Here is a 21,123-nt window from a genome sequence, read left to right on the forward strand (position 1 = left end):
GCCATCCTACGAACCGGCAACTGGCATCCAGCTGACCGGTAGATTACAAATCTGTCAGGAAGACATTCCTGACAATCAGGCCCGGGTATAAATGCGCCCTTTATAGGAGCGCGACACAGTGCTGATGGAAAACCCATGAAATTGCTGATCGTCGAAGACGAACCCAAGACCGGCCACTACCTGCAACAGGGACTGGGCGAAGCAGGTTTCAGCGTCGAGCTGGCGCGTGACGGCATCGAGGGCCAGCATCTGGCCCTTTCCGGCGACTATGACCTGCTGATCCTCGACATCATGCTGCCCGGCCTCGACGGCTGGCAGATCCTCGCCCGCGTGCGTGCGCAGGGATTGCCGCTCCCGGTGCTAATCCTTACCGCCCGTGATGCGGTGGACGATCGGGTTCGCGGCCTGGAGTCGGGGGCCGACGATTACCTGGTCAAGCCCTTTGCCTTCACCGAGCTGCTTGCCCGGGTACGCAGCCTGCTGCGACGCAGCCAGTCCGGCCCGCAGGAAACCCAGCTGCAACTGGCCGACCTGCACCTCGATCTGCTGCGTCGCCGCGTCGAACGCGACGGCCGGCGCATCGACCTGACCGCCAAGGAGTTCGCCCTGCTCGAACTGCTCCTGCGCCGCCAGGGCGAGGTACTGCCAAAAACGCTGATCGCCTCGCAGGTCTGGGACATGAATTTCGACAGCGACACCAACGTCATCGAGGTCGCCATCCGCCGCCTGCGCGCCAAGGTCGACGAAGGTTTCGCCGCGCCATTGATCCATACCGTGCGCGGCATGGGCTACGTGCTGGAGGTGCGCGAGTGACCCCCCGCCTGTCCCTGGCCAATCGCCTCGGTCTACTGTTCGCCGCCTGCACGGCGGCGGTCTCGCTGCTGGCCGGAGTCCTGTTCAACCGCGCCAGCGAGGCGCACTTCATCGAACTGGACCAGCAACTGCTGAACAGCCGCGTCGCGGTATTTCGCAGCCTGCTGAAAAACGTCGACAGCCCGAACGCACTGAACGCCCATCGGCCGGCACTAGACGTCGAACTGCGTCACCACCCGGACCTCAGCCTGCAAATTCTGGGGCATGACGGCAGTACCTGGTTCGCCAGCAGCGCCGCGCAAGTCGAACTGCCCGCATTGCACACCGGCCTGCACGACCTGAAAGCCAATGCCACCGACTACCGCGTGCTGGATACCCCGTTGCACGAGGGCCAGCGCGACTCGCCGCGCCTGCGCCTGCTGCTCGACATCACCCATCACCAGCACTTTCTGCAACGCATGCAGCAACTGATCTGGCTAACCGTCGGCCTCAGCGCACTGGCCACCGCCCTTCTCGGCGCCTGGGTAGCCCGGCGCGGCCTGCGCCCGTTACGGCAGATGACCGAACTAGCGAGCAGCATGTCCGCCTCATCGCTGACCCATCGCCTGGACGAGCACGACGCGCCGGTCGAGCTGACCGAGCTGATCCGCGCCTTCAATGCCATGCTCGCCCGCCTGGACTATGCCTTCGTGCGGCTGTCGGCCTTTTCCGCCGACATCGCCCACGAGCTGCGCACGCCGCTCTCCAACCTGTTGACCCAGACGCAGGTAACCCTCAGCCAGCCGCGCGACCTCCCGAGCTACCGCGAAGCCCTGCACTCCAACCTCGAAGAGCTTCAGCACCTGGCCCAGATGGTGGGCGACATGCTGTTCCTGGCGAAAGCCGAACACGGTCTGCTGCCCACCCGCCGCGAACCGCTGGACATGGGCCCGGAGCTGCAGGCGGTGGCCGATTACTTCACACCGCTGGCCGAGGAAACCGGCGTCGGCCTGCGCGTCTCTGGCTCGGCGCCGCTGCAAGCCGACCGCAGCTTGTTGCGCCGGGCCTTGTCCAACCTGCTGGACAATGCGTTGCGCTTCACTCCCGCTGGCGGCGAAATCCATCTGACAGCGGAAACCGGCCCCGACGGCATCCGCCTGATCGTCGCCAACCAGGGTGAATCCATTCCCGCCGAGTCGCTACCGCGCCTGTTCGATCGCTTCTTCCGCGCCGATCCGGCCCGCCGCGAAGGCCAAGCCGAACATGCCGGCCTGGGCCTGGCGATCACCCGCTCGATCGTCCATGCCCATGGCGGCAAGATCCGCTGCCTGTCAGCCGATGGCTGGACGCGGTTCATCTTGGAGTTTCCCTCCAGCGCCAACTATTGATCAGGCCCGCTGAAGTTTGAGCTTTCAGCCGGCACTCCGCAGTCGTAGGGAGGGTTAGCCGCGTAGCGGCGTAACCCGCCATGGATGTCGGCAGGCATCCCTGAGGCCGGCCGGTGGGTTACGGCCTGCGGCCTAACCCACCCTACGAAAATGAAGACATCAAAGGGCCGGATCAATAAACGCCGCTTCTCCGGCCACCGGCCGTCACCTGGACGGCAGTAAACCGGCGCATCGTCCGGGCCCAAAACCTCGGCTACCTATACTGCAGAAATTCTGCAAGCGGAGGTGCTCATGGCGAACTATTCAACCGATGCCATCCGAACAGTCGCCCTGGTCGGTCAGGGCGACAGCGGCAAGACCAGCCTGGCCGAGGCGCTGCTGCACCGCAGCGGCGCGATCACCAGCATGGGCACGTTGGAGCGCGGCGATACGGTCTGCGACTTCGACCCCATGGAGCGCGAATACCACCACTCCCTATCCTCGGCGCTGGCGCATTGCAGTTACGCTGGCGCCGAGATCAACCTGATCGACACTCCCGGCTTTCCTGACTTTATCGGCCAAGCCATCGCCGCGCTGGCGGCGGTGGAAACCGCACTGGTGGTGGTCAATGCGCAGAGCGGCATCGAACTCACCACCCGACGGATGATGGATCTGGCCGCCGAGCGCGGGTTGTGCCGACTGTTGGTGGTCAACAAGATCGATGCCGAGCGCGTCGACCTGCCCACGTTGCTCGCCGAGCTGCGCGCCACCTTCGGCAAGGAAGTGCTGCCGCTCAATCTGCCGGCCGACGGCGCCAGCCGGGTGGTCGACTGTTTCTTCGAGCCCGCCGGCAATGCCGACTTTTCCTCGGTGGAAGACGCCCATCAGGCCCTGGTCGACCAAGTCGTGGAAGTCGACGAGGAGCTGATGGCGCGCTATCTCGACCAGGGCGAAATCAGCCCCGAAGAGCTGCACGAGCCCTTCGAACGGGCGCTACGCGAAGGTCATCTGATTCCGCTGTGCTTCGTCTCGGCGCGCACTGGCGCCGGTGTGACGGAACTGCTGGATATCCTCGCCAAGCTGGCGCCGAACCCGAGCGAGGGCAACCCGCCGCTGTTCATCAAGGGCGAAGGCGCCGAAGCGCAGCCATTTCGCGCCCAGCCTGATCCGCAACAACACGCGCTGGCCCACGTGTTCAAAGTGGTGATGGACCCCTTTGTCGGCAAACTCGGCATCTTCCGCGTCTATCAAGGCACCTTGCAGCGCGACATGCAGCTGTTCGTCGGTGATGGCCGCAAGCCGTTCAAACTCGGTCATCTACTACGCCTGCAAGGCAAACGCCACGAAGAAGTCGGGCAACTGATTCCCGGTGACTTTGGTGCCCTGACCAAGGTCGATGAAGTCGAATTCGGCGCGGTCTTGCATGACTCCCACGATGAAGACCAGATCCACCTCAAGCCGCTGGACTTCCCCGAGCCGATGCTCGGCTTGGCCATCGAGGCCAAGCGGCGCGGCGACGAGCAGCGGATTGCCGAGGTCCTTGCTCGTCTGCAAGCCGAAGACCCCTGCGTCAAGCTCGACTACCACCCCGCCACCCAGGAAACCGTGCTGCGCGGCATGGGCGAGTTGCACTTGCGCTACCTGCTCGATCGCCTGGCCGGCAACTACAAGCTGGAAGTCGAAACCCGCCCGCCGCGCGTGCCGTATCAGGAAACCATCACCCGAGCCGCCGAAGGCCATAGCCGGCACAAGAAGCAGACCGGCGGCGCCGGCCAGTTCGGCGAGGTATTCCTGCGCGTCGAACCGCTACCGCGCGGCGCCGGCTTCGAGTTCACCGACGAGGTCAAGGGCGGGGTGATTCCCGGCCAGTTCATTCTCTCCGTAGAGAAAGGCGTGCGTTCGGTGCTCGACAGCGGCCCGCTGGCCGGCTATCCGGTAGCCGATGTGAAAGTCACCGTGTATGACGGCAAGAGCCACGCGGTCGACTCCAAGGACGTGGCGTTCCAGGCGGCAGGCCGCAAAGCCATGCTCGACGGTTTGCGCGCCGCCGGCTGCATTGCCCTGGAACCGATCATGACGATTGAGATCACTGCCCCCGAAGCCAAGCTGGGCGACATCACCACCGACCTGATCGGTCGGCGCGGCCAGGTGCTCGGCACCGAGTCGCTATCGCAGGGGGTGACGCTGATTCGCGGCCAAGTACCGCTGGCCGAGCTGGAAGGCTATGCCGGCCGGCTCAAGTCGATCACTGCCGGCCAGGGCGCGTACGGTATGCAGCTCAGCCACTACAACAACGTGCCGCAAGAGGTGCAGCAACGGCTGAAGGCCAGCTACAAGGCGGTGCTGGAGGAAGACTGAGCCGATCTGGCGAGTCCCAGCGGCTTTGTAGGTTGGTGGGGGCCGCCTAGGCTGAGCGCAGCGATACCCAACAGGGCTCCCGATGGGTATCGCTGCGCTCAACCGTTTCCTACGGTCGAGCGATAGTTGGGCAGACTACTGACGCATCCCGCGCCCGCTGATCAACAGGCGGATGCATACGACGTAAAGCACCGCGGTGGCGACCAGCATGAAGCTGATGGCGATCCCGATACGGATATCCGACACCCCCAGAATGCCGTAACGGAAGGCGTTGACCATGTGCAGAATCGGGTTGGCCAGCGACACCGTCTGCCAGAACGGCGGCAGCAGGCTGATCGAATAGAACACCCCGCCCAGATAGGTCAGCGGCGTCAGCACGAAGGTCGGGATGATCGAAATGTCGTCAAAGTTGCGCGCATACACCGCGTTGACGAAACCGCCGAGCGAGAAGATCGTCGCCGTCAGCAGCACCACCAGCACGGTGACGCCCAGGTGATGCACTTGCAGCTTGGTGAAGAACAGCGACAGCAAGGTGACGATGAAGCCCACCGCCAACCCGCGCAACACGCCGCCGATGGTGTAGCCGAGCAGAATGGTGTGCGGCGACACCGGCGACACCAGCAACTCCTCGACCGAACGCTGGAACTTGCTGCCGAAGAAACTCGACACCACGTTGCCGTAGGCGTTGGTAATCACCGACATCATGATCAGCCCCGGCACGATGTACTGCATGTAGGTGAAGCCGCCCATGTCGCCAATCTGCCGACCGATCAGGTTGCCGAAGATGACGAAGTACAAAACCATGGTGATCGCCGGCGGCAGCAGGGTTTGCGGCCAGATGCGCACGAAACGGCGAATCTCGCGGTAGACGATGGTGTTCAGCGCTACCCAGTTGGCGCGCAGCTCGGAATTGATCAGCTCGGTGTTCATACGGCCACCTTCGCCAGGTTCTTCTCGACCAAAGACACGAACAGCTCCTCCAGGCGGTTGCTTTTGTTGCGCAGGCTGAGCACTTCGATGTTCAGCAGCGCCAATTGGCGGAACAACTCGGTCAAGCCAAGGCTTTTCTCCACCTGCACCTCAAGGGTGTGATGGTCGAGCATCTGCGTCGGGTAGCCGTTCAATTGCGGCGCTACCGGCAGCGAATCCTTGAGGTCGAGCAGGAAGGTTTCCACGTGCAGCTTCTTCAGCAGCTCCTTCATGCTGGTGTTCTCGACGATTCGCCCGTGGTCGATGATGCCGATGTTGCGGCACAGCTGTTCGGCCTCTTCCAGGTAATGGGTGGTGAGGATGATGGTGATGCCCTGCTGATTCAGATCGGTCAGGAAGCTCCACATCGAGCGGCGCAGCTCGATGTCCACCCCGGCGGTTGGCTCATCGAGAATCAGCAAGCGCGGCTGGTGGACCAGCGCGCGGGCAATCATCAGGCGACGTTTCATGCCGCCGGACAATTCGCGCGAGGCGTTATTACGCTTGTCCCATAGGCCGAGTTGGGTGAGGTACTGCTCAGCGCGTTCCTTGGCCAGCTTCGGCGGGATGCCGTAGTAGCCGGCCTGGGTCACGACGATGTCGAAAACCTTCTCGAACTGGTTGAAGTTGAACTCCTGCGGGACCACGCCGAGGCAGCGCTTGAGCGCATAGGGTTCTTTGTCGAGGTCGTGACCGAACACGTTGACCGTGCCGCTGGACTTGTTCACCAGGGTGGACAGGATGCCGATAGTGGTGGATTTGCCGGCGCCGTTGGGGCCGAGCAAGGCGAAGAAATCACCTTCGGCGACATCCAGATCGATGCCGTGCAGCGCTTGGAAGCCGTTACCGTAGGTCTTGGTCAGCTGCCGGATGGACAAGGCGGAACTCATGGGAGGCAGGTACTCAGCGAAATGAAGGTGGCTTTGATAAAGCTTGGGCCGGCCAATTGCAACGGTCTGTTTCAAAGTGATGCTGTAGGAGCGATGGCGAACGAGCTCTGACCTGCACCCTAGCAGGTGCGGCTCAGGAGAAAAGCCACAAATCCCGATATCAGCTATCGACGGCTTTCATACGCAGGGCTTCGGCCAGCAGGTCGCCGCCGAGGAATGGCGAGTCGGCCGTGAACAGATGCGGGTAGCTCTGTTCCAGATGGCCGAAGAACAGCGCCTCGGGGAGATCGGCGAACTGGCCGTGATCGGCGAGGTATTCCATATAGAGCTCGCCGTTGTCGTTGAACCGATGAAACACGCTGTCGTGCAAACCATCGAACTCCAGCGGCGCCACCTGGAAAGCGCGGCACAGCTCGCGGTTGAACGCCGGCGTGGCCTTGACCCAGCGCCCACGCAGGTACAGCTCGGTGTAGCCGTGCATGGCGAAGATCTCGCTGCGCAGCATTTCCAGCAAGCGTGGGGTAGCCAGGTGATTGCGCACGTCAGCCAGGCCGATACGCGCGGGAACCCCGCAATGCCGGGCGCAGGCGGCCAGCAACAGGGCCTTGGGCACGCAATAGGATTCGCCGGCCTGCAAGGCGTGACTGGCGGTCAGATGGTCCAGATCGATGCTGAAGCTGTAGGGGTTGTAGCGGATCTCATCGCGCACCGCGAAGTACAGACTGACCGCCTGGTCGAGTGGATCGGCGCTAGCGCCACGCCATAGTTCGGCGAACTCCACCACCCGTGGGTGGTCACTATCGATGAAGCGGCCGGGCTCGAGGTATTCGCGCATGAGGATTCTCCTGAGAGCCTGTTTACGATCTAGCGAGCTAGAGCCATGCAAGATAAAAACAGGCGAAGAAGCGGAGTTTACGGGCTGTAAATGAGCATTCTGAGCCTGTTCTTAACGCAGCAGGGCCGACGCGCAGCAGATCGTAAACAGGTTCTGAGGCTCGCCGGCCAGTCTATCGAGACCGCCACCGCATCGCTCACGACGTTTCGGCCAAGCTCACCGCCCATGTCGCCATCTTGCTGAATGCAGTTGGCTACGCTCTTCAGTAAGCCGCAAGGCTTGCCGTCATATCCACGGAGGAATGCGCATGCTGCTCGTGTGGTTACTGGTGCTAGTTCTCGGCGTGGCCTTTTTGGCCCATCGCCGCACCGCCCCCTTGCCAGCCTTTGGGGTGGTCGCGGTCTTTCTGATCGCGATGATCGTGTTTGGTCACGCGCCAGGTTGGCTGATGCTCATCCTCGGTCTGCTGTGGCTCGCCGTGGCCCTGCCGCTGGCGCTTCCCCAGCTGCGTCGCCAACTGATCAGTGCCCCGCTGTTCCGCTGGTTTCAGAACGTCCTGCCGCCGATGTCGGACACCGAACGGGAAGCCATCGAGGCCGGTACGGTGTGGTGGGATGGCGAACTGTTCAGCGGCCGGCCGGACTGGAATACCCTGCTGAACTATCCCAAGGCGCAGCTCAGCGAGGAGGAAAAGGCCTTTATCGATGGCCCGACTGAAGAGCTCTGCGCAATGGTCAGCGACTGGGAGATCGGCCAACAGATGGACCTGCCCGAGCAGGCCTGGCAGTTCATCAAGGACAACGGTTTCTTCGCCCTGATCATTCCCAAGGAATACGGCGGCAAGGGCTTCTCCGCCTACGCCCACTCGCAGGTGGCGATGAAACTGGCGACCCGCAGCGGCGATCTCGCCTCCACGGTGATGGTGCCCAACTCGCTCGGCCCGGCCGAACTGTTGCTGCACTACGGCACGGATGAGCAGCGCAAGCATTACCTGCCGCGCCTGGCCCGCGGCGAAGACATCCCCTGCTTCGCCCTGACCGGCCCGCTCGCCGGCTCCGACGCTGGAGCTATGCCGGACACCGGCATCATCTGCAAGGGCGACTGGCAAGGCGATCAAGTGCTCGGCCTGCGCCTCAACTGGGAGAAGCGCTATATCACCCTCGGCCCGGTCGCCACCCTGCTGGGCCTGGCGTTCAAGGCCTACGACCCGGAACATCTGTTGGGCGACGAGGAAGATCTGGGCATCAGTCTCGCGCTGATTCCTACCGATACCCCCGGCGTGGATATCGGCCGGCGCCACCTGCCGCTCGGGGCGGCCTTCATGAACGGGCCAAACTGGGGGAAAGACGTGTTTGTGCCGCTCGAATACTTGATAGGCGGCCCGGAATACCTCGGCAAGGGCTGGATGATGCTGATGAACTGCCTGTCGGTGGGCCGCTCGATTTCTCTGCCCGCTGTGGGCACCGGCGCGGCCAAGTACACCAGCTTGGTCACCGGCCAATACACGCAGATCCGCGAGCAATTCAATGTGCCGCTGGCCGCGTTCGAGGGCATCCAGGAAGCCCTGGCGCGGATCGGTGGCAATGCCTGGCTGATGGACAGCGCGCGCATCCTCACCGCCAGCGCGGTGGATCTGGGCGAGAAACCCTCGGTGCTGTCGGCGATCCTCAAATACCACCTGACTGAACGGGGCCGCGAATGCATCAGCCACGCCATGGACGTGCATGGCGGCAAGGGCATCATCCTGGGCCCCAACAATTATCTGGGCCGTTCATGGCAGGGTGCACCGATTTTCATCACGGTCGAGGGCGCCAACATTCTTTCGCGCAACCTGATGATCTTCGGTCAGGGCGCAATCCGCTGCCATCCCTACGTACTCCAGGAAATGGCCCTGGCCAGCCGCGAGGATCGCAATCAGGCCCTGGTCGAATTCGACGATCTGCTCATGCGCCATGTTGGCTTCGCCGTCGGCAATGCCGCCAGCAGCCTGATCCTCAGCCTATCGCTGGGCCTGTTCGGAAACGTGCCTGGGGACAATTTGAGCCGACCGTACTTCCGCGCGCTGAATCGCCTGGCAGCGGCCTTCGCCCTGCTCGCCGACTTCAGCATGATGCTGCTCGGCGGCGAGCTGAAGCGCCGGGAACGTCTGTCCGCGCGTTTAGGCGACGTGCTCAGCCATCTTTACCTGGCATCGGCCGCGCTCAAGCGCTATCACGACCTCGATTATCCCGAGCATCTGCAACCCTCGGTGCAGTGGGCACTGGAGGAAAGCCTCGGTAAGGCCGAGCAGGCGCTGAACGATCTGCTACACAACTTCCCCAATCGCCTGTTCGGCTGCCTGCTGCGCATCGTCGTGTTCCCGCTCGGGCGCCGCCACAAAGGCCCGTCAGATCGACTGGACGCCGATGTCGCCAAGATTCTCGGCCGTGCCAAAGGCGACCCGGCCCTCGAGGCGCTACTAGAAGGCTGCTACCGACCCACCGATCCCGATGACCCGGTCGGCGCGCTACAACACGCCGCGACCTTGTTGGCGGACAGCCAGACAGAGCAACAGAAACTGCACAGCGCATTGAAGTCCGGGCAAATCCACCCGGCTCCCGGCCAGTCGCTGCTGGATGCCGCGCTGGCTGGCGGCGTCTTGCAAGCCGAGGAGGTACAAAAGCTACGCGCCGCGGAAAACGCGCGCCGCAAAGTGATCGATGTCGATGATTTCGCCAAGGAAGAGCTGACCGTGAATCTGGGTAAAGTTCGCTAGACGGCCGTTGAAAAATGTAGCCGAGGCAGCCGAGACAAGGCAAAAACGGCCGAAAAAGCGCAGTTTACGCGCTGTAAATGAGCATTTTGAGGCCGTTTTTAACGCCGTACCGGCAACGCAGGTAGTTTTTCAACGGCCTGCTAGACGGCCTGCGGACGACAGCGGCTGTGGGGGGATTTATACTCCCGCGCCCGTTTTGCTTTTCAGGATCATCATCATGGCCACAGCCTACCTCGACCATCACCTCGCCCTGCTCAACCACCTGCGCGGCATCCTGGTCGCGCTGGGCGAAGCCGAACAAGTGGAAGACGATACCCACGCGCTCTTCCTCGAGCGTTTCGACGAGCTGCTCCACGAGCTACCCAAGGATCCGGAAAGCAATCTGTATCTGGGCCAGGACCTGATCAGCCAGATCTTCCACCGCTATCCGCAGATCGCCCATCTGGTGCCGCGCGACCTGCTGTGGTTCTTTGGTGGCGACTGCCTGCATTTCATGCCGGACGAAGAGATCGAACTGTTCCAGCGCCTCGACGAGCGCCGCTACGAAGCCGAAGAGAATGATGAACCGTTCGATTGGAGTCAGGAAAAGCAACTGTTGTCGTTGCCGCAGGCAAGCAGCAAACACTGATACGAAAGGCCCGTCGATACCGTGCGGGCCTTGTTTTGAGGCTTTTCCAACACAAACAAAAACGCCGCTCAATGAGCGGCGTTTTTGTTTATTTGGAGCGGGAAACGAGACTCGAACTCGCGACCCCGACCTTGGCAAGGTCGTGCTCTACCAACTGAGCTATTCCCGCATACAACTTGGTGCAACCAAAATGGCGTCCCCTAGGGGACTCGAACCCCTGTTACCGCCGTGAAAGGGCGGTGTCCTAGGCCACTAGACGAAGGGGACAAACAACGCACTTAAGCATCGCTTATTAAACTGGAGCGGGAAACGAGACTCGAACTCGCGACCCCGACCTTGGCAAGGTCGTGCTCTACCAACTGAGCTATTCCCGCAATACAACTTGGCAACCGAAATGGCGTCCCCTAGGGGACTCGAACCCCTGTTACCGCCGTGAAAGGGCGGTGTCCTAGGCCACTAGACGAAGGGGACTCAGGCACAACAGCTTGACGCCTATTTCGGCTTTCGATGCGGGCTGTTTGCCTTAGCATTGAAAGTGGCGCGCATTCTATGAAGGCTTTTAAAGTCCGTCAACCCTCAATCAATTTTTTTTCAAAATCAAAGACTTCTGAGCGAAAACCGGGCTTCCTCTATGAGCCAGGAGTGGATGTCTCTACACTCGCGAGAAACAACAATATCCGAGGTGCCCGGTGTCTTCACTTCTAATTACCCTACTGATTGTAGGCGGCATCGTTATCTTGATCGCCATCGGTTATATCAACCACATTGTTGAACACAACAAACTCGAGAAAGCGCGACGCAGGGCTGACCTTTCGGACCGCGTGAGGCGCTGTAGCGAGATTTCTGAAGCGCTTCCCGGCCAGCTGATGTCGCCGCAGCTCAAGCTCCTACTGGCGCGCCTGCAACTGCATGGCAGCGAGCGATTGCTGCCGCTGGACAAACACAACAACGCCCTCAAGGTGCGCATCGCAGAGCTACGCGGCTTGATCGACAATGGCGAATCGATTGCGATCAGCAACCCACCACAAAAAGTCCTCAGCGAAGCCCAAGCCAAAGACATTCGCTATCTGCTGGAAAACCTTCACGGCCAGCTGAGCCGTGCGGTAAAAGAAGGCGTACTGCCCGAACAGCAAGGCAAATATTGGGCAAACGAGATTCGTCAGATGCTGGTGAATACCAACATCGATCTATTCAACAACCTTGGCCAGCAAGCCCTGCTGCAGAACCAGCCCGGCCAGGCGCGCTTGGCTTTCGAACGCGGCGTGCAATATCTGCGCAAGCAGACTGACCCCACGCCTTACCAGGCAGCCTTGAAGCAATTGGAAATGCAGCTGGCCCGAGCCAACTCGATGGTGCTGGATACCATCAAGCCGGCGGAAGAAGAATCATACGAGCTGAATGACGGCCTCAAGTCGCTAGACGAAGAGGACTGGAAGAAAAAGCAGATCTACGACTGACCCCAAAACACCAATATCAGGACAATTTTCATATGAGCCTTATTGTGTATGGCGCGCCATTGTCACCCTTTGTCCGTAAGTTACGGCTTTACCTCGCCGAAAAGGGCCTCGACTACCAACTCGAAGTGGTCATGCCTGGCGATCGCTCCGAGAGCTTCCGGGCAATCAGTCCGCTGGGGCGTATTCCTGCTTTTCGCGACGACTCGGTGGAGCTTGCCGACTCCAGCGTCATCTGCCAGTACCTGGAAGATAAGCATGCCGAGCGCCCGCCCTTGTACGGCCAAGGAGCGGAGCAGCGCTCCAAGGTGCGCTGGCTGGAAAAGTACGCCGACTATGAACTTGCACCTCTGACCACGTTTACCGTGTTCCGCAACCGCATCGTCAAGGCAACTCTCGGCCAGCAGTGCGACGAGTCCGCCGTGCAAAGCGCCTTGCATGACCGCCTGCCGCAGCACTTCGATTATCTGGAAAAGACCCTCGGCCAAGCCGAATACTTTGTAGGCGGCAGCCTGAGCCTGGCCGACCTCGCCATTGCCTCGCAGTTGATCAACATGGAGCACGGTGGCGAGCACCTGGATGAACAGCGCTGGCCAAGCTTGAGTGCGTTTCTGGTCCGAATCAAAGCCCGCCCTTCGGTGCTGGCAGTGCTACCCGCCGAACAGGCCACGGTTGCCAAAATGCGCGAACGGGCAAAAGTCGAACAGTGAAAGAAAAAGCCCGGCAAATGCCGGGCTTTTTCATACAGCGCATGCCAGTTGCAGAAATGTCATCTGCATTCGCTGCCGGCCTCGCGCTCGAAAATTTGCTTATCCGCGCACATCCAGCAAGCAAAGGCCAACCCAGTAACGCGCGAATTGGTAGGCGCAGCGGCCGTTACGATTGCCCCGCCCCGTCGCCCAGCGGATCGCCTCTTTTTCCAGCGCCTCATCCCAGTCCCAGGTCAGCTTGGCCGATGCAGCGAGCACCTCGATCCAATGCCGCACGACATCGAGGAAGTGTTCTTGAGTGAACGGATAAAACGACAGCCACAGCCCAAACCGGTCGGACAGCGCGATCTTGTCTTCCACTGCCTCGTTGGGATGGAGTTCGCCGTCAACCCTCTGCCAGTTTTCGTTATCGCTCTGCTTCTCCGGCACCAGATGGCGGCGGTTGGAAGTCGCATACAACAGGACATTATCAGGCGCCCGCTCCAGAGAGCCATCGAGAACGCTCTTCAGCACTCGGTAGTCGCCCTCGCCCGCTTCAAACGACAAGTCGTCGCAAAACAACACGAATCGCTGCGGCAACTTGGCCAGCTGCTCGACCACTCGCGGCAGATCAGCCAGATGGTCCCGCTCGATTTCGATCAGGCGCAATCCGGCGGCCGCATGCTCGGAGAGCAAAGCGCGCACCAGCGACGACTTGCCGGTCCCCCGCGCCCCCCAAAGCAAGGCATGGTTGGCCGGCAAGCCATCGACGAACTGCCGGGTATTGCGTGCTAGTTGATCGCGCTGCCTATCCACGCCAATCAAATCGTCGAGGCCGGTATCCAAGCTGACTTCCAGAGCCTGCAGATACCCACTGCGCCCTTCGCGATGCCAGCGCGATGCCAGGCTACGACTCCAATCGATGTCGACCCGCAGCGTCGGCAACAACGGCTCCAGACGAGCCAATACACTCTCGGCACGTTCGAGAAAAGCATTCAGACGGGAATCCACCATGTACTCCTGAGGGATAACTTCGGGTAAGCGCCGATTATGCCAGCGCACCACTGGCGGGCAATCGTTGATTACCTGCCGTTACGCACCAATCTCGGCGTACCGCTGACCGCTAAGGCATTAACGCGAGCCGGTCCAGCAAGCCGCCCACCGACGTGCGCAACTCACTTAGTTGCTGCGGATCGACCTGACTATCGCAGATCAGCCTGGCTTTGAGCGGCAGTACGCGGTCGCGCAACATCGAGCCGGCTTCCGTCAGCCCCAGGTGGACTTCACGCTCGTCCTCGATACCCCGCTGGCGCCGCACCAAGTCCAATTGCTGCAAGCGCTTGAGCAACGGTGTCAACGTCCCGGAATCCAGCGCCAAGCGCCGGCCCAGAGCTTTCACCGTAGGCTGCGCAGGCGGTACCTGCTGCCACTCCCACAGCACCAGCATCGCCAGGTACTGCGGGTAGGTCAGACCGAGATCGTCAAGCATCGGCTTGTAGGCGCGGATAATTGCCCGCGAAGCCGCATACAACTTGAAGCACAGCTGCTCATCCAGCAGCAGCGAGCTCAGCTCAGCCGGCAGTGATGACTGCTCGCTCATCTCAGCAGTGCTTCGATCTCAGTAGTGAGATCTTCCGGTTTGGTGGTGGGCGCGAAACGCTTGATTTCCTTCCCGTCGGCGTCGAGGAGGAATTTGGTGAAGTTCCACTTGATCCGCTTGCTGCCCAGCAGGCCCGGGGCGCGCTGCTTCAGCTTCACATACAGCGGATGGGTGGCGGTTCCGTTGACATCGATTTTCTTGAACAGCGGGAAGCTGACTCCGAAATTCAGCTCGCAGAATTCACTGATCGCCCCTTCATCGCCTGGCTCCTGACTACCGAACTGATTGCACGGGAAGCCCAGCACCACCAGTCCTTTATCCTTGTACTGCTGCCAGAGGCTTTCCAGCCCCTTGTACTGAGGAGTAAAGCCGCACTTGCTGGCGGTATTGACCACCAAAAGCGCCTTGCCGCCGAAATCCGCTAGGGTCTTCTGCTCACCTTTAATGGTGGTGCACGGGATATCGAGAAGGGAGTCACTCATGCCTGTTCGCCTAATGAAGTTGGTTAGCTGACAAGATAGACAGCAATTAAATTGCGCACAATCTAATTACGGAAAACTTCCTCGCTCTACCCCGGACTTCTATGACAGGCAGCGCAAGCTAGCCTGCGCCCACACCGACGACTAAGAACGCGGTTCCAGCTTCAACGACGCTGAGTTTATGCAATAACGCAGCCCCGTCGGGGCCGGCCCATCGGGAAACACATGGCCCAGATGCGCATCGCACTTGGCACAAGTGATTTCGATCCGCTGCATGCCGTGACTCGAATCGTTCTTACTGGCGATTACCTCAGCGGAAACCGGCTGGAAATAGCTTGGCCAGCCGCTGCCAGAGTCGTACTTGGCATCTGAATCGAACAGCGCCGTGCCGCAGCAGGCGCAGCGATAGACGCCGGGAGTTTTGGTGTCGTAGTACGCACCGGTAAAGGCGCGCTCCGTGCCACCCAACCGGCAGACCTGGAACTGCGTGTCGGAGAGCTCTTCGCGCCACGCTTCCAAGGGTTTATCGAGCTTGTCCATAGGCTACCTCAAGTTCAAAAAGCCGAGCGATCTCTCTTTTCCAAGAATCGGGCCACACGTATGATTGCGGCACTTTTCGACCCCAGTCTGTCACCCAGGTTGCAGGCTGCCAAGCGGCTCTCGGCGGACTCTTTTCCAGCCTTTTTCTGCGGCGTTCGCTCATTTCAGGACTTCATATATGCAGGTCAGCAAATCCAACAAGCTCGCCAACGTCTGCTATGACATCCGCGGCCCAGTACTCAAGCACGCCAAACGTTTGGAAGAAGAAGGCCATCGCATTCTCAAGCTGAACATCGGCAATCCAGCGCCGTTTGGCTTCGAAGCGCCGGATGAAATCCTTCAGGACGTGATCCGCAATCTGCCTACCGCCCAGGGCTACAGCGACTCCAAAGGCCTGTTTAGCGCACGCAAAGCGGTGATGCAGTACTACCAGCAGAAGCAGGTCGAAGGCGTTGGCATCGAGGACATCTATCTCGGCAACGGAGTATCCGAGCTGATCGTGATGGCCATGCAGGCACTGCTCAACAATGGCGACGAAGTGCTGATCCCGGCTCCTGATTACCCGCTGTGGACCGCATCCGTGGCCTTGGCCGGCGGCAAACCGGTGCATTACATGTGCGACGAGCAGGCCCACTGGTGGCCGGACCTCGAAGACATCAAGGCCAAGATCACCCCGAACACCAAGGCCATGGTGATTATCAACCCCAACAACCCGACCGGCGCCGTCTATTCCAAAGAAGTCCTCGAAGGCATGGTCGAACTGGCCCGGCAGCACAATCTGGTGCTGTTCTCCGACGAGATCTACGACAAGATCCTCTACGACGAAGCCGTGCACATCTCCACCGCCTCGCTGGCGCCGGACGTGCTTTGCCTGACCTTCAATGGCTTGTCCAAATCCTACCGAGTGGCAGGCTTTCGCTCTGGCTGGGTGGCGATTTCCGGGCCGAAACACCGCGCGCAGAGCTACATCGAAGGCATCGACATCCTCGCCAACATGCGCCTGTGCGCCAACGTGCCGAGTCAGCATGCGATCCAGACCGCGCTGGGTGGCTACCAGAGCATCAACGATCTGGTATTGCCCAACGGTCGCCTGCTGGAGCAGCGCAACCGCACCTGGGAATTGCTCAACGACATCCCGGGCGTCAGCTGCGTCAAGCCGATGGGCGCGCTGTACGCCTTTCCGAAGATCGACCCGAAGGTCTGCCCCATCCACAACGACGAAAAATTCGTTCTCGATCTGTTGCTGTCCGAGAAACTGCTGATCGTCCAGGGCACCGCCTTCAACTGGCCGTGGCCGGATCACTTCCGCGTGGTCACCCTGCCGCGCGTGGATGAGCTGGAACAAGCCATCGGGCGCATCGGCAACTTCCTCAAGTCGTACAGCCAGTAACCCCCGGCGGCGCCCGAATGGACCTGCAGATCGACGACTTCTACAAGGATTGTGCGGCAGGCCTGCTGATGCTTTACCAGGCCTTCCCGCGCAAAGTCGGGTTGTACGTAGAAGACTTGATTGGTCGCGAAGAGCCGGATGAGTTCGGCCTACCCAGCAAGCGTCACCAGAGCTGCCTCGGCGCCCTGCTCTGGCTGGCGGATGAAGGTTACCTGCGCTACGAATCGACCATTCATTACGACGCACTCGATCAGGCAGTGCTCAGCGAGAAAGGCTTTTTGCGCCTGTCACGCGCTGTCCCACATGCACTGCAGACGGACGAGACGCTGCCACCAAGCGTACGCCGCGTACACGCCACCCTCGCCCATCAATTACGCGAAGCACTGGCCAGTCGCCACAGCGAGCGCACCGCACGACTGACTCGGCTGTTGTTCGAAGCCACTCCCGCAGGCCAAGCGACATAGTTTGAAATAGTCGCCAGGTTGAATAGGCCTGTAGCCCGCCCTTATATAGCCCGCATACTGAGTACATCTGTCTCGTAAGGAGAAGCTTTAAACCATGATGCGCATTCTGTTGTTCCTGGCCACCAACTTGGCGGTACTACTCATCGCCAGTATCACCCTCAAGCTGCTTGGGGTAGACCGCTTCACCGGCCAGAACTACGGCAACCTGCTGGTTTTCTGCGCCGTGTTCGGCTTTGCCGGCTCGCTGGTGTCGCTGTTCATCTCCAAGTGGATGGCGAAGATGAGCACTGGCACCCAGATCATCACCCAGCCGCGTACCCGCCACGAACAGTGGCTGCTGCAAACCGTTGAAGAGCTGTCGCGCGAAGCCGGGATCAAGATGCCCGAAGTCGGTATCTTCCCCGCTTACGAATCCAACGCCTTCGCCACCGGCTGGAACAAGAACGACGCGCTGGTTGCAGTCAGCCAGGGCCTGCTCGAGCGCTTTTCGCCAGATGAAGTGAAGGCCGTGCTGGCCCATGAAATCGGCCACGTCGCCAACGGCGACATGGTCACCCTGGCGCTGATTCAAGGCGTCGTGAACACCTTCGTGATGTTCTTCGCGCGGATCTTCGGCAACTTCGTCGACAAAGTCATTCTGAAGAACGAAGAAGGCAACGGCATCGGTTTCTACGTCGCGACCTTCATCGCCGAAATGGTTCTGGGCATCCTCGCCAGCACCATCGTCATGTGGTTCTCGCGCAAACGCGAATTCCGCGCCGACGAAGCCGGCGCCCGCTTGGCCGGCACCAACGCAATGATCAGCGCCCTGCAGCGCTTGCGCTCCGAACAAGGCGTACCGGTGCACATGCCGGAAACCATGAGCGCTTTCGGCATCAACGGCGGCATCAAGACCGGACTGAAAAGCCTGTTTATGAGCCACCCGCCGCTTGAAGTGCGCATCGAAGCACTGCAACGCCGCGGTTGAGCGATTGCCAATAAAAACGGGCGGCTTCGGCCGCCCGTTTTTATTGGCTGAAAAGAACTACTAATTCGATCAAATCGCTCGAAAATTTATACTGGTAGTCGATATGTCTCCGCCGGATGATGGCACCCGTCACCGGAGGAAACCCCTGATGCTACCCAGCCTGTTTATCTCGCACGGTTCACCGATGCTGGCCCTGCAACCGGGCGCCAGCGGACCCGCACTGGCTCGCCTGGCCGCCGAATTGCCAAAACCGCGCGCCATCCTGGTGGTATCCGCGCACTGGGAAAGCGACGATTTGCGACTCAGCAGCGCCGCCCAGCCAATCACCTGGCACGACTTTGGCGGCTTCCCTGCGGAACTCTATCGCCTCGATTACCCAGCCCCTGGCTCGCCGCAACTGGCCGAGCAGATTGCTGACTTGCTAGAAGAACACGGCCTCAGCGTCCGCCTTGATGACCAAAGACCGTTCGATCACGGCACCTGGGTGCCCCTGTCGCTGATGTATCCGGCGGCCGACATCCCGGTAGTGCAACTCTCGCTGCCCAGCCAGCGCGGCCCAGCATTCCAGACTCGCGTTGGCCGCACCCTCGCCAGCCTGCGTGCGCAAGGCGTGCTGCTGATCGGCTCCGGCAGCATCACTCATAACCTCGGCGAACTCGACTGGCATGCGGGCCCGGAAGTCATCACACCCTGGGCTAAGGCCTTTCGCGACTGGATGGTGGAGCAGCTCGCCGGCAGCGACGAAGCCGCCCTGCATGACTACCGTCGCCAGGCACCTCACGCTGCGCGCAATCACCCCAGCGAAGAACACCTGCTGCCGCTGTATTTCGCCCGGGGCGCCGGCCAGCGCTTCAGTCTGGTACACGAAGGCTTCACCCTCGGCGCGCTGGGGATGGATATCTACCGCTTCGACTGAGGCACCCAAACAAAAAAGCCCCGCACTAGGCGGGGCTTTTTATTTACGCGGCAACGGCGAGGATTAATCTTCGCGATAACGGCGCAGCTTCAGTTGCTTACCACCGACGCGAGTGTCCTTGAGCTTGCCGAGCAGGCGCTCCAACCCCTCTTCCGGCAGCTCGACCAAGCTGAAGGATTCGCGCACTTGAATGCGACCGATCTCTTCGCGAGTCAGGCCACCTTCATTGAGGATGGCGCCAAGCAGGTTGCGTGCAGCAATCCCGTCACGAGTTCCCAGCGCGGTACGGCAGCGGGCGCGGCCTTCGGCCAATGGCACCGGAGCACGACGCTCACGGACTTCGCCAGAACGCTCGGTGCGCGGCGCACGCGGGGCGCTGCTCGGAACTAGCGGCTGCTCGCGCTCGACCTGGGCCAAGGTCAGCGACTGACCATTGGTTGCCTTGAGCAGCAGTGCAGCGGCCAGGGCGCGCGGGCTGCAGCCGATATCGGCGGTCAGGCGATCAAGCAGCTCGCCATGGCTGGCCTCGGCGTCAGCCACCAGCGGTTGCAGGCTGGTGGTGAGTTTCTTGATGCGCGCATCCAGCACTTGCTGGGCGTTGGGCAGACGAACTTCGTCGACCTTCTGGCCAGTTACGCGCTCGATCACTTGCAGCATGCGGCGCTCGCGCGGGGTTACCAGCAGCAGCGCACGACCGGTACGACCGGCACGGCCGGTACGGCCGATACGGTGGACGTAGGATTCCGGGTCATACGGCATGTCGACGTTGAAGACGTGGGTGATGCGCGGTACGTCGAGACCACGGGCGGCTACGTCAGTAGCAACCACGATGTCCAGGCGACCATCTTTGAGCGAGTCGATGACGCGCTCACGCTGGTTCTGAGCGATGTCGCCGTTCAGCGCAGCGGCTTTGTAGCCCGCAGCTTCCAGGGCGGAGGCCAGATCCAGAGTGGCTTGTTTGGTACGTACGAAGGCGATCAGCGCATCGAACTCTTCGACTTCCAGCAAACGCAGGACCGCCGAGTGCTTCTGGTCGGCGTGTACCAGCAGGTGCGCCTGCTCAATGGCGGTCACGGTCTGGGTCTTGGTTTCAATCTTGACGTGCTTCGGATTGCGCAGGTGCTTTTCAGCGATGGCGCGAATCGAATGCGGCAAGGTGGCCGAGAACAGCACGGTCTGACGGGTTTCCGGCATGGCGGCGAAGATGACTTCAAGGTCATCCATGAAGCCGAGTTTGAGCATTTCGTCGGCTTCGTCGAGCACCAGATGCTGAATGGTGGACAACACTTTCTCGTCACGACGCAGGTGGTCAACCAGACGGCCTGGGGTCGCCACGACAATCTGCGCGCCATTGCGAATGGCTTTCAGCTGCGGGCCCATCGGCGCGCCGCCGTAAACGGCGATGACGTTCACGCCAGGCATTTGCTTGGCGTAGGTTTCAAACGCGGTGGCAACCTGCAGAGCCAGCTCGCGGGTCGGTGCCAGGATCAGGGCCTGCGGCTCGCGCTTGGCCGGGTCGATACGGCTGAGAATCGGCAGCGCGAAGGCGGCGGTCTTGCCGGTACCGGTCTGCGCCTGGCCGATCATGTCGTGGCCGGCGAGGATCACTGGGATCGACTGCAACTGAATCGCCGATGGCTCTTCGTAGCCAGTTGCAATAACAGCAGCAAGAATATTGGGATGAAGTTCGAGCGCGGCGAATCCGCCGGATACTTGGGTCATGGGTCTGCCTCTAAATCCGCAAAGACCCATGTTCCGAAGCTGCACATGCCATGAAAGACCCGAAGGTCACCCTGACAGCCTTGGTCGGCGGGGATTTGCGAAAACGTAAATGGATGATGGATCGTCAAGGGTAGTCCGCAGGGCGGACACGCTGCCGAAGGCTGGCTTCGGGGGAGATTGCATACCTCAAACGCGACCAGGTCACTGGCCGGCGCGCACTATACCGGAAAATCCTGACCCTGGCGCGAGTTTTTCCCTGGGTCGAGTTGTCTGCCGCCAAACGGTAAGCCCCTGCGCGCTGCTCAAAC

General features: G+C 60.9%; 19 protein-coding genes and 4 tRNA genes. 11 read left to right on the plus strand and 12 right to left on the minus strand.

From position 1 onward, the window contains the following. Positions 1-135: 135 nt before the first annotated feature. The 3 genes from NVV93_RS11150 to fusA all read left to right on the plus strand — a co-directional run bounded on the left by NVV93_RS11150 (position 136) and on the right by fusA (position 4,517). Positions 136-813: a heavy metal response regulator transcription factor gene (locus tag NVV93_RS11150; RefSeq protein ID WP_258250724.1), complete on the plus strand. Its 678-nt coding sequence runs from the start codon at positions 136-138 to the stop codon at positions 811-813. After that, positions 810-2,180, plus strand: coding sequence for a heavy metal sensor histidine kinase (locus NVV93_RS11155; RefSeq protein WP_258250725.1), 1,371 nt, complete (start codon positions 810-812; stop codon positions 2,178-2,180). The genes NVV93_RS11150 and NVV93_RS11155 overlap by 4 nt, the downstream gene beginning before the upstream one ends. Before the next feature lie 291 nt (positions 2,181-2,471). Beyond that, positions 2,472-4,517 carry an elongation factor G gene (fusA, locus tag NVV93_RS11160; RefSeq protein WP_258250726.1) on the plus strand — a complete coding sequence of 682 codons (2,046 nt, stop codon included), beginning with the start codon at positions 2,472-2,474 and terminating at the stop codon, positions 4,515-4,517. 135 nt (positions 4,518-4,652) lie between these two features. Here fusA and NVV93_RS11165 read toward each other — a convergent pair whose 3' ends face one another. The 3 genes from NVV93_RS11165 to NVV93_RS11175 all read right to left on the minus strand — a co-directional run bounded on the left by NVV93_RS11165 (position 4,653) and on the right by NVV93_RS11175 (position 7,211). After that, the gene (locus NVV93_RS11165; protein WP_258254342.1) at positions 4,653-5,432 is read right to left on the minus strand and encodes an ABC transporter permease; all 780 of its coding nucleotides are present in this window, start codon (positions 5,430-5,432) and stop codon (positions 4,653-4,655) included. Between the two features lie 11 nt (positions 5,433-5,443). Beyond that, entirely contained in the window at positions 5,444-6,376 is a 933-nt protein-coding gene (locus NVV93_RS11170) for an ABC transporter ATP-binding protein (RefSeq protein ID WP_258250727.1), read from the minus strand. Between the two features lie 160 nt (positions 6,377-6,536). Then, entirely contained in the window at positions 6,537-7,211 is a 675-nt protein-coding gene (locus tag NVV93_RS11175; RefSeq protein ID WP_258250728.1) for a transglutaminase family protein, read from the minus strand. A gap of 307 nt (positions 7,212-7,518) precedes the next feature. Here NVV93_RS11175 and NVV93_RS11180 point away from each other — a divergent pair, with 307 nt between their 5' ends. Continuing rightward, entirely contained in the window at positions 7,519-9,966 is a 2,448-nt protein-coding gene (locus NVV93_RS11180; RefSeq protein WP_258250729.1) for an acyl-CoA dehydrogenase, read from the plus strand. Positions 9,967-10,183: 217 nt separating this feature from the next. Then, entirely contained in the window at positions 10,184-10,594 is a 411-nt protein-coding gene (locus NVV93_RS11185) for a PA2817 family protein (RefSeq protein ID WP_258250730.1), read from the plus strand. A 93-nt stretch (positions 10,595-10,687) separates the two neighbouring features. Here the strand turns inward: NVV93_RS11185 and NVV93_RS11190 are convergent. From NVV93_RS11190 to NVV93_RS11205, 4 genes are all read right to left on the minus strand, one after another. Next, positions 10,688-10,763: transfer RNA gene (locus tag NVV93_RS11190), tRNA-Gly, on the minus strand. A 22-nt stretch (positions 10,764-10,785) separates the two neighbouring features. Then, a tRNA-Glu gene (locus NVV93_RS11195) sits at positions 10,786-10,861 on the minus strand. A 31-nt stretch (positions 10,862-10,892) separates the two neighbouring features. Then, positions 10,893-10,968, minus strand: a tRNA-Gly gene (locus tag NVV93_RS11200). Between the two features lie 21 nt (positions 10,969-10,989). Further along, positions 10,990-11,065 (minus strand) — tRNA-Glu (locus tag NVV93_RS11205). Positions 11,066-11,283: 218 nt separating this feature from the next. Here NVV93_RS11205 and NVV93_RS11210 point away from each other — a divergent pair. Both NVV93_RS11210 and NVV93_RS11215 read left to right on the plus strand, forming a co-directional pair. After that, positions 11,284-12,051, plus strand: a complete 768-nt coding sequence (locus NVV93_RS11210) for a hypothetical protein (RefSeq protein ID WP_258250731.1) — start codon at positions 11,284-11,286, stop codon at positions 12,049-12,051. Between the two features lie 32 nt (positions 12,052-12,083). Continuing rightward, positions 12,084-12,758: a glutathione S-transferase family protein gene (locus NVV93_RS11215; RefSeq protein WP_258250732.1), complete on the plus strand. Its 675-nt coding sequence runs from the start codon at positions 12,084-12,086 to the stop codon at positions 12,756-12,758. A gap of 99 nt (positions 12,759-12,857) precedes the next feature. Here the strand turns inward: NVV93_RS11215 and NVV93_RS11220 are convergent, their stop codons facing one another. The 4 genes from NVV93_RS11220 to msrB all read right to left on the minus strand — a co-directional run bounded on the left by NVV93_RS11220 (position 12,858) and on the right by msrB (position 15,356). After that, positions 12,858-13,748 (minus strand): ATP-binding protein, encoded by an 891-nt coding sequence (locus tag NVV93_RS11220; protein WP_258254343.1) that lies wholly within the window; start codon positions 13,746-13,748, stop codon positions 12,858-12,860. A 112-nt stretch (positions 13,749-13,860) separates the two neighbouring features. After that, complete coding sequence (locus tag NVV93_RS11225) at positions 13,861-14,337, minus strand: MarR family winged helix-turn-helix transcriptional regulator (protein ID WP_258250733.1); 477 nt, start codon at positions 14,335-14,337, stop codon at positions 13,861-13,863. Continuing rightward, positions 14,334-14,819, minus strand: coding sequence for a glutathione peroxidase (locus tag NVV93_RS11230; RefSeq protein ID WP_258250734.1), 486 nt, complete (start codon positions 14,817-14,819; stop codon positions 14,334-14,336). Before NVV93_RS11230 ends, NVV93_RS11225 begins: the two co-directional genes overlap by 4 nt. Positions 14,820-14,960: 141 nt before the next feature. Then, positions 14,961-15,356, minus strand: coding sequence for a peptide-methionine (R)-S-oxide reductase MsrB (msrB, locus tag NVV93_RS11235; RefSeq protein WP_258250735.1), 396 nt, complete (start codon positions 15,354-15,356; stop codon positions 14,961-14,963). Between the two features lie 178 nt (positions 15,357-15,534). Between msrB and NVV93_RS11240 the strand changes: the two genes are divergently transcribed. The 4 genes from NVV93_RS11240 to NVV93_RS11255 all read left to right on the plus strand — a co-directional run bounded on the left by NVV93_RS11240 (position 15,535) and on the right by NVV93_RS11255 (position 19,093). Further along, positions 15,535-16,746: a pyridoxal phosphate-dependent aminotransferase gene (locus tag NVV93_RS11240; RefSeq protein WP_258250736.1), complete on the plus strand. Its 1,212-nt coding sequence runs from the start codon at positions 15,535-15,537 to the stop codon at positions 16,744-16,746. A gap of 17 nt (positions 16,747-16,763) precedes the next feature. Continuing rightward, positions 16,764-17,210: a hypothetical protein gene (locus NVV93_RS11245; RefSeq protein ID WP_258250737.1), complete on the plus strand. Its 447-nt coding sequence runs from the start codon at positions 16,764-16,766 to the stop codon at positions 17,208-17,210. A gap of 94 nt (positions 17,211-17,304) precedes the next feature. Continuing rightward, positions 17,305-18,177, plus strand: coding sequence for a protease HtpX (gene htpX / locus NVV93_RS11250; RefSeq protein ID WP_258250738.1), 873 nt, complete (start codon positions 17,305-17,307; stop codon positions 18,175-18,177). A gap of 148 nt (positions 18,178-18,325) precedes the next feature. Further along, entirely contained in the window at positions 18,326-19,093 is a 768-nt protein-coding gene (locus tag NVV93_RS11255; RefSeq protein ID WP_258250739.1) for a class III extradiol ring-cleavage dioxygenase, read from the plus strand. Positions 19,094-19,156: 63 nt separating this feature from the next. On the opposite strand, the gene NVV93_RS11260 is transcribed toward NVV93_RS11255, so the two are convergent. Next, positions 19,157-20,845: a DEAD/DEAH box helicase gene (locus tag NVV93_RS11260; RefSeq protein WP_375162880.1), complete on the minus strand. Its 1,689-nt coding sequence runs from the start codon at positions 20,843-20,845 to the stop codon at positions 19,157-19,159. Between the last annotated feature and the right edge of the window lie 278 nt (positions 20,846-21,123).

This window comes from Pseudomonas sp. LS44 (assembly GCF_024730785.1).
Taxonomy (GTDB): domain Bacteria; phylum Pseudomonadota; class Gammaproteobacteria; order Pseudomonadales; family Pseudomonadaceae; genus Aquipseudomonas.

Coding starts and splice junctions, on each gene's coding strand:
- NVV93_RS11150 (WP_258250724.1), top strand. CDS start 136: ATGAAATTGCTGATCGTCGAAGACGAACCCAAGACCGGCCACTACCTG.
- fusA (WP_258250726.1), top strand. CDS start 2,472: ATGGCGAACTATTCAACCGATGCCATCCGAACAGTCGCCCTGGTCGGT.
- NVV93_RS11170 (WP_258250727.1), bottom strand. CDS start 6,376: ATGAGTTCCGCCTTGTCCATCCGGCAGCTGACCAAGACCTACGGTAAC.
- NVV93_RS11175 (WP_258250728.1), bottom strand. CDS start 7,211: ATGCGCGAATACCTCGAGCCCGGCCGCTTCATCGATAGTGACCACCCA.
- NVV93_RS11180 (WP_258250729.1), top strand. CDS start 7,519: ATGCTGCTCGTGTGGTTACTGGTGCTAGTTCTCGGCGTGGCCTTTTTG.
- NVV93_RS11185 (WP_258250730.1), top strand. CDS start 10,184: ATGGCCACAGCCTACCTCGACCATCACCTCGCCCTGCTCAACCACCTG.
- NVV93_RS11215 (WP_258250732.1), top strand. CDS start 12,084: ATGAGCCTTATTGTGTATGGCGCGCCATTGTCACCCTTTGTCCGTAAG.
- NVV93_RS11225 (WP_258250733.1), bottom strand. CDS start 14,337: ATGAGCGAGCAGTCATCACTGCCGGCTGAGCTGAGCTCGCTGCTGCTG.
- NVV93_RS11230 (WP_258250734.1), bottom strand. CDS start 14,819: ATGAGTGACTCCCTTCTCGATATCCCGTGCACCACCATTAAAGGTGAG.
- msrB (WP_258250735.1), bottom strand. CDS start 15,356: ATGGACAAGCTCGATAAACCCTTGGAAGCGTGGCGCGAAGAGCTCTCC.
- NVV93_RS11240 (WP_258250736.1), top strand. CDS start 15,535: ATGCAGGTCAGCAAATCCAACAAGCTCGCCAACGTCTGCTATGACATC.
- NVV93_RS11245 (WP_258250737.1), top strand. CDS start 16,764: ATGGACCTGCAGATCGACGACTTCTACAAGGATTGTGCGGCAGGCCTG.
- htpX (WP_258250738.1), top strand. CDS start 17,305: ATGATGCGCATTCTGTTGTTCCTGGCCACCAACTTGGCGGTACTACTC.
- NVV93_RS11255 (WP_258250739.1), top strand. CDS start 18,326: ATGCTACCCAGCCTGTTTATCTCGCACGGTTCACCGATGCTGGCCCTG.
- NVV93_RS11260 (WP_375162880.1), bottom strand. CDS start 20,845: ATGGGTCTTTGCGGATTTAGAGGCAGACCCATGACCCAAGTATCCGGC.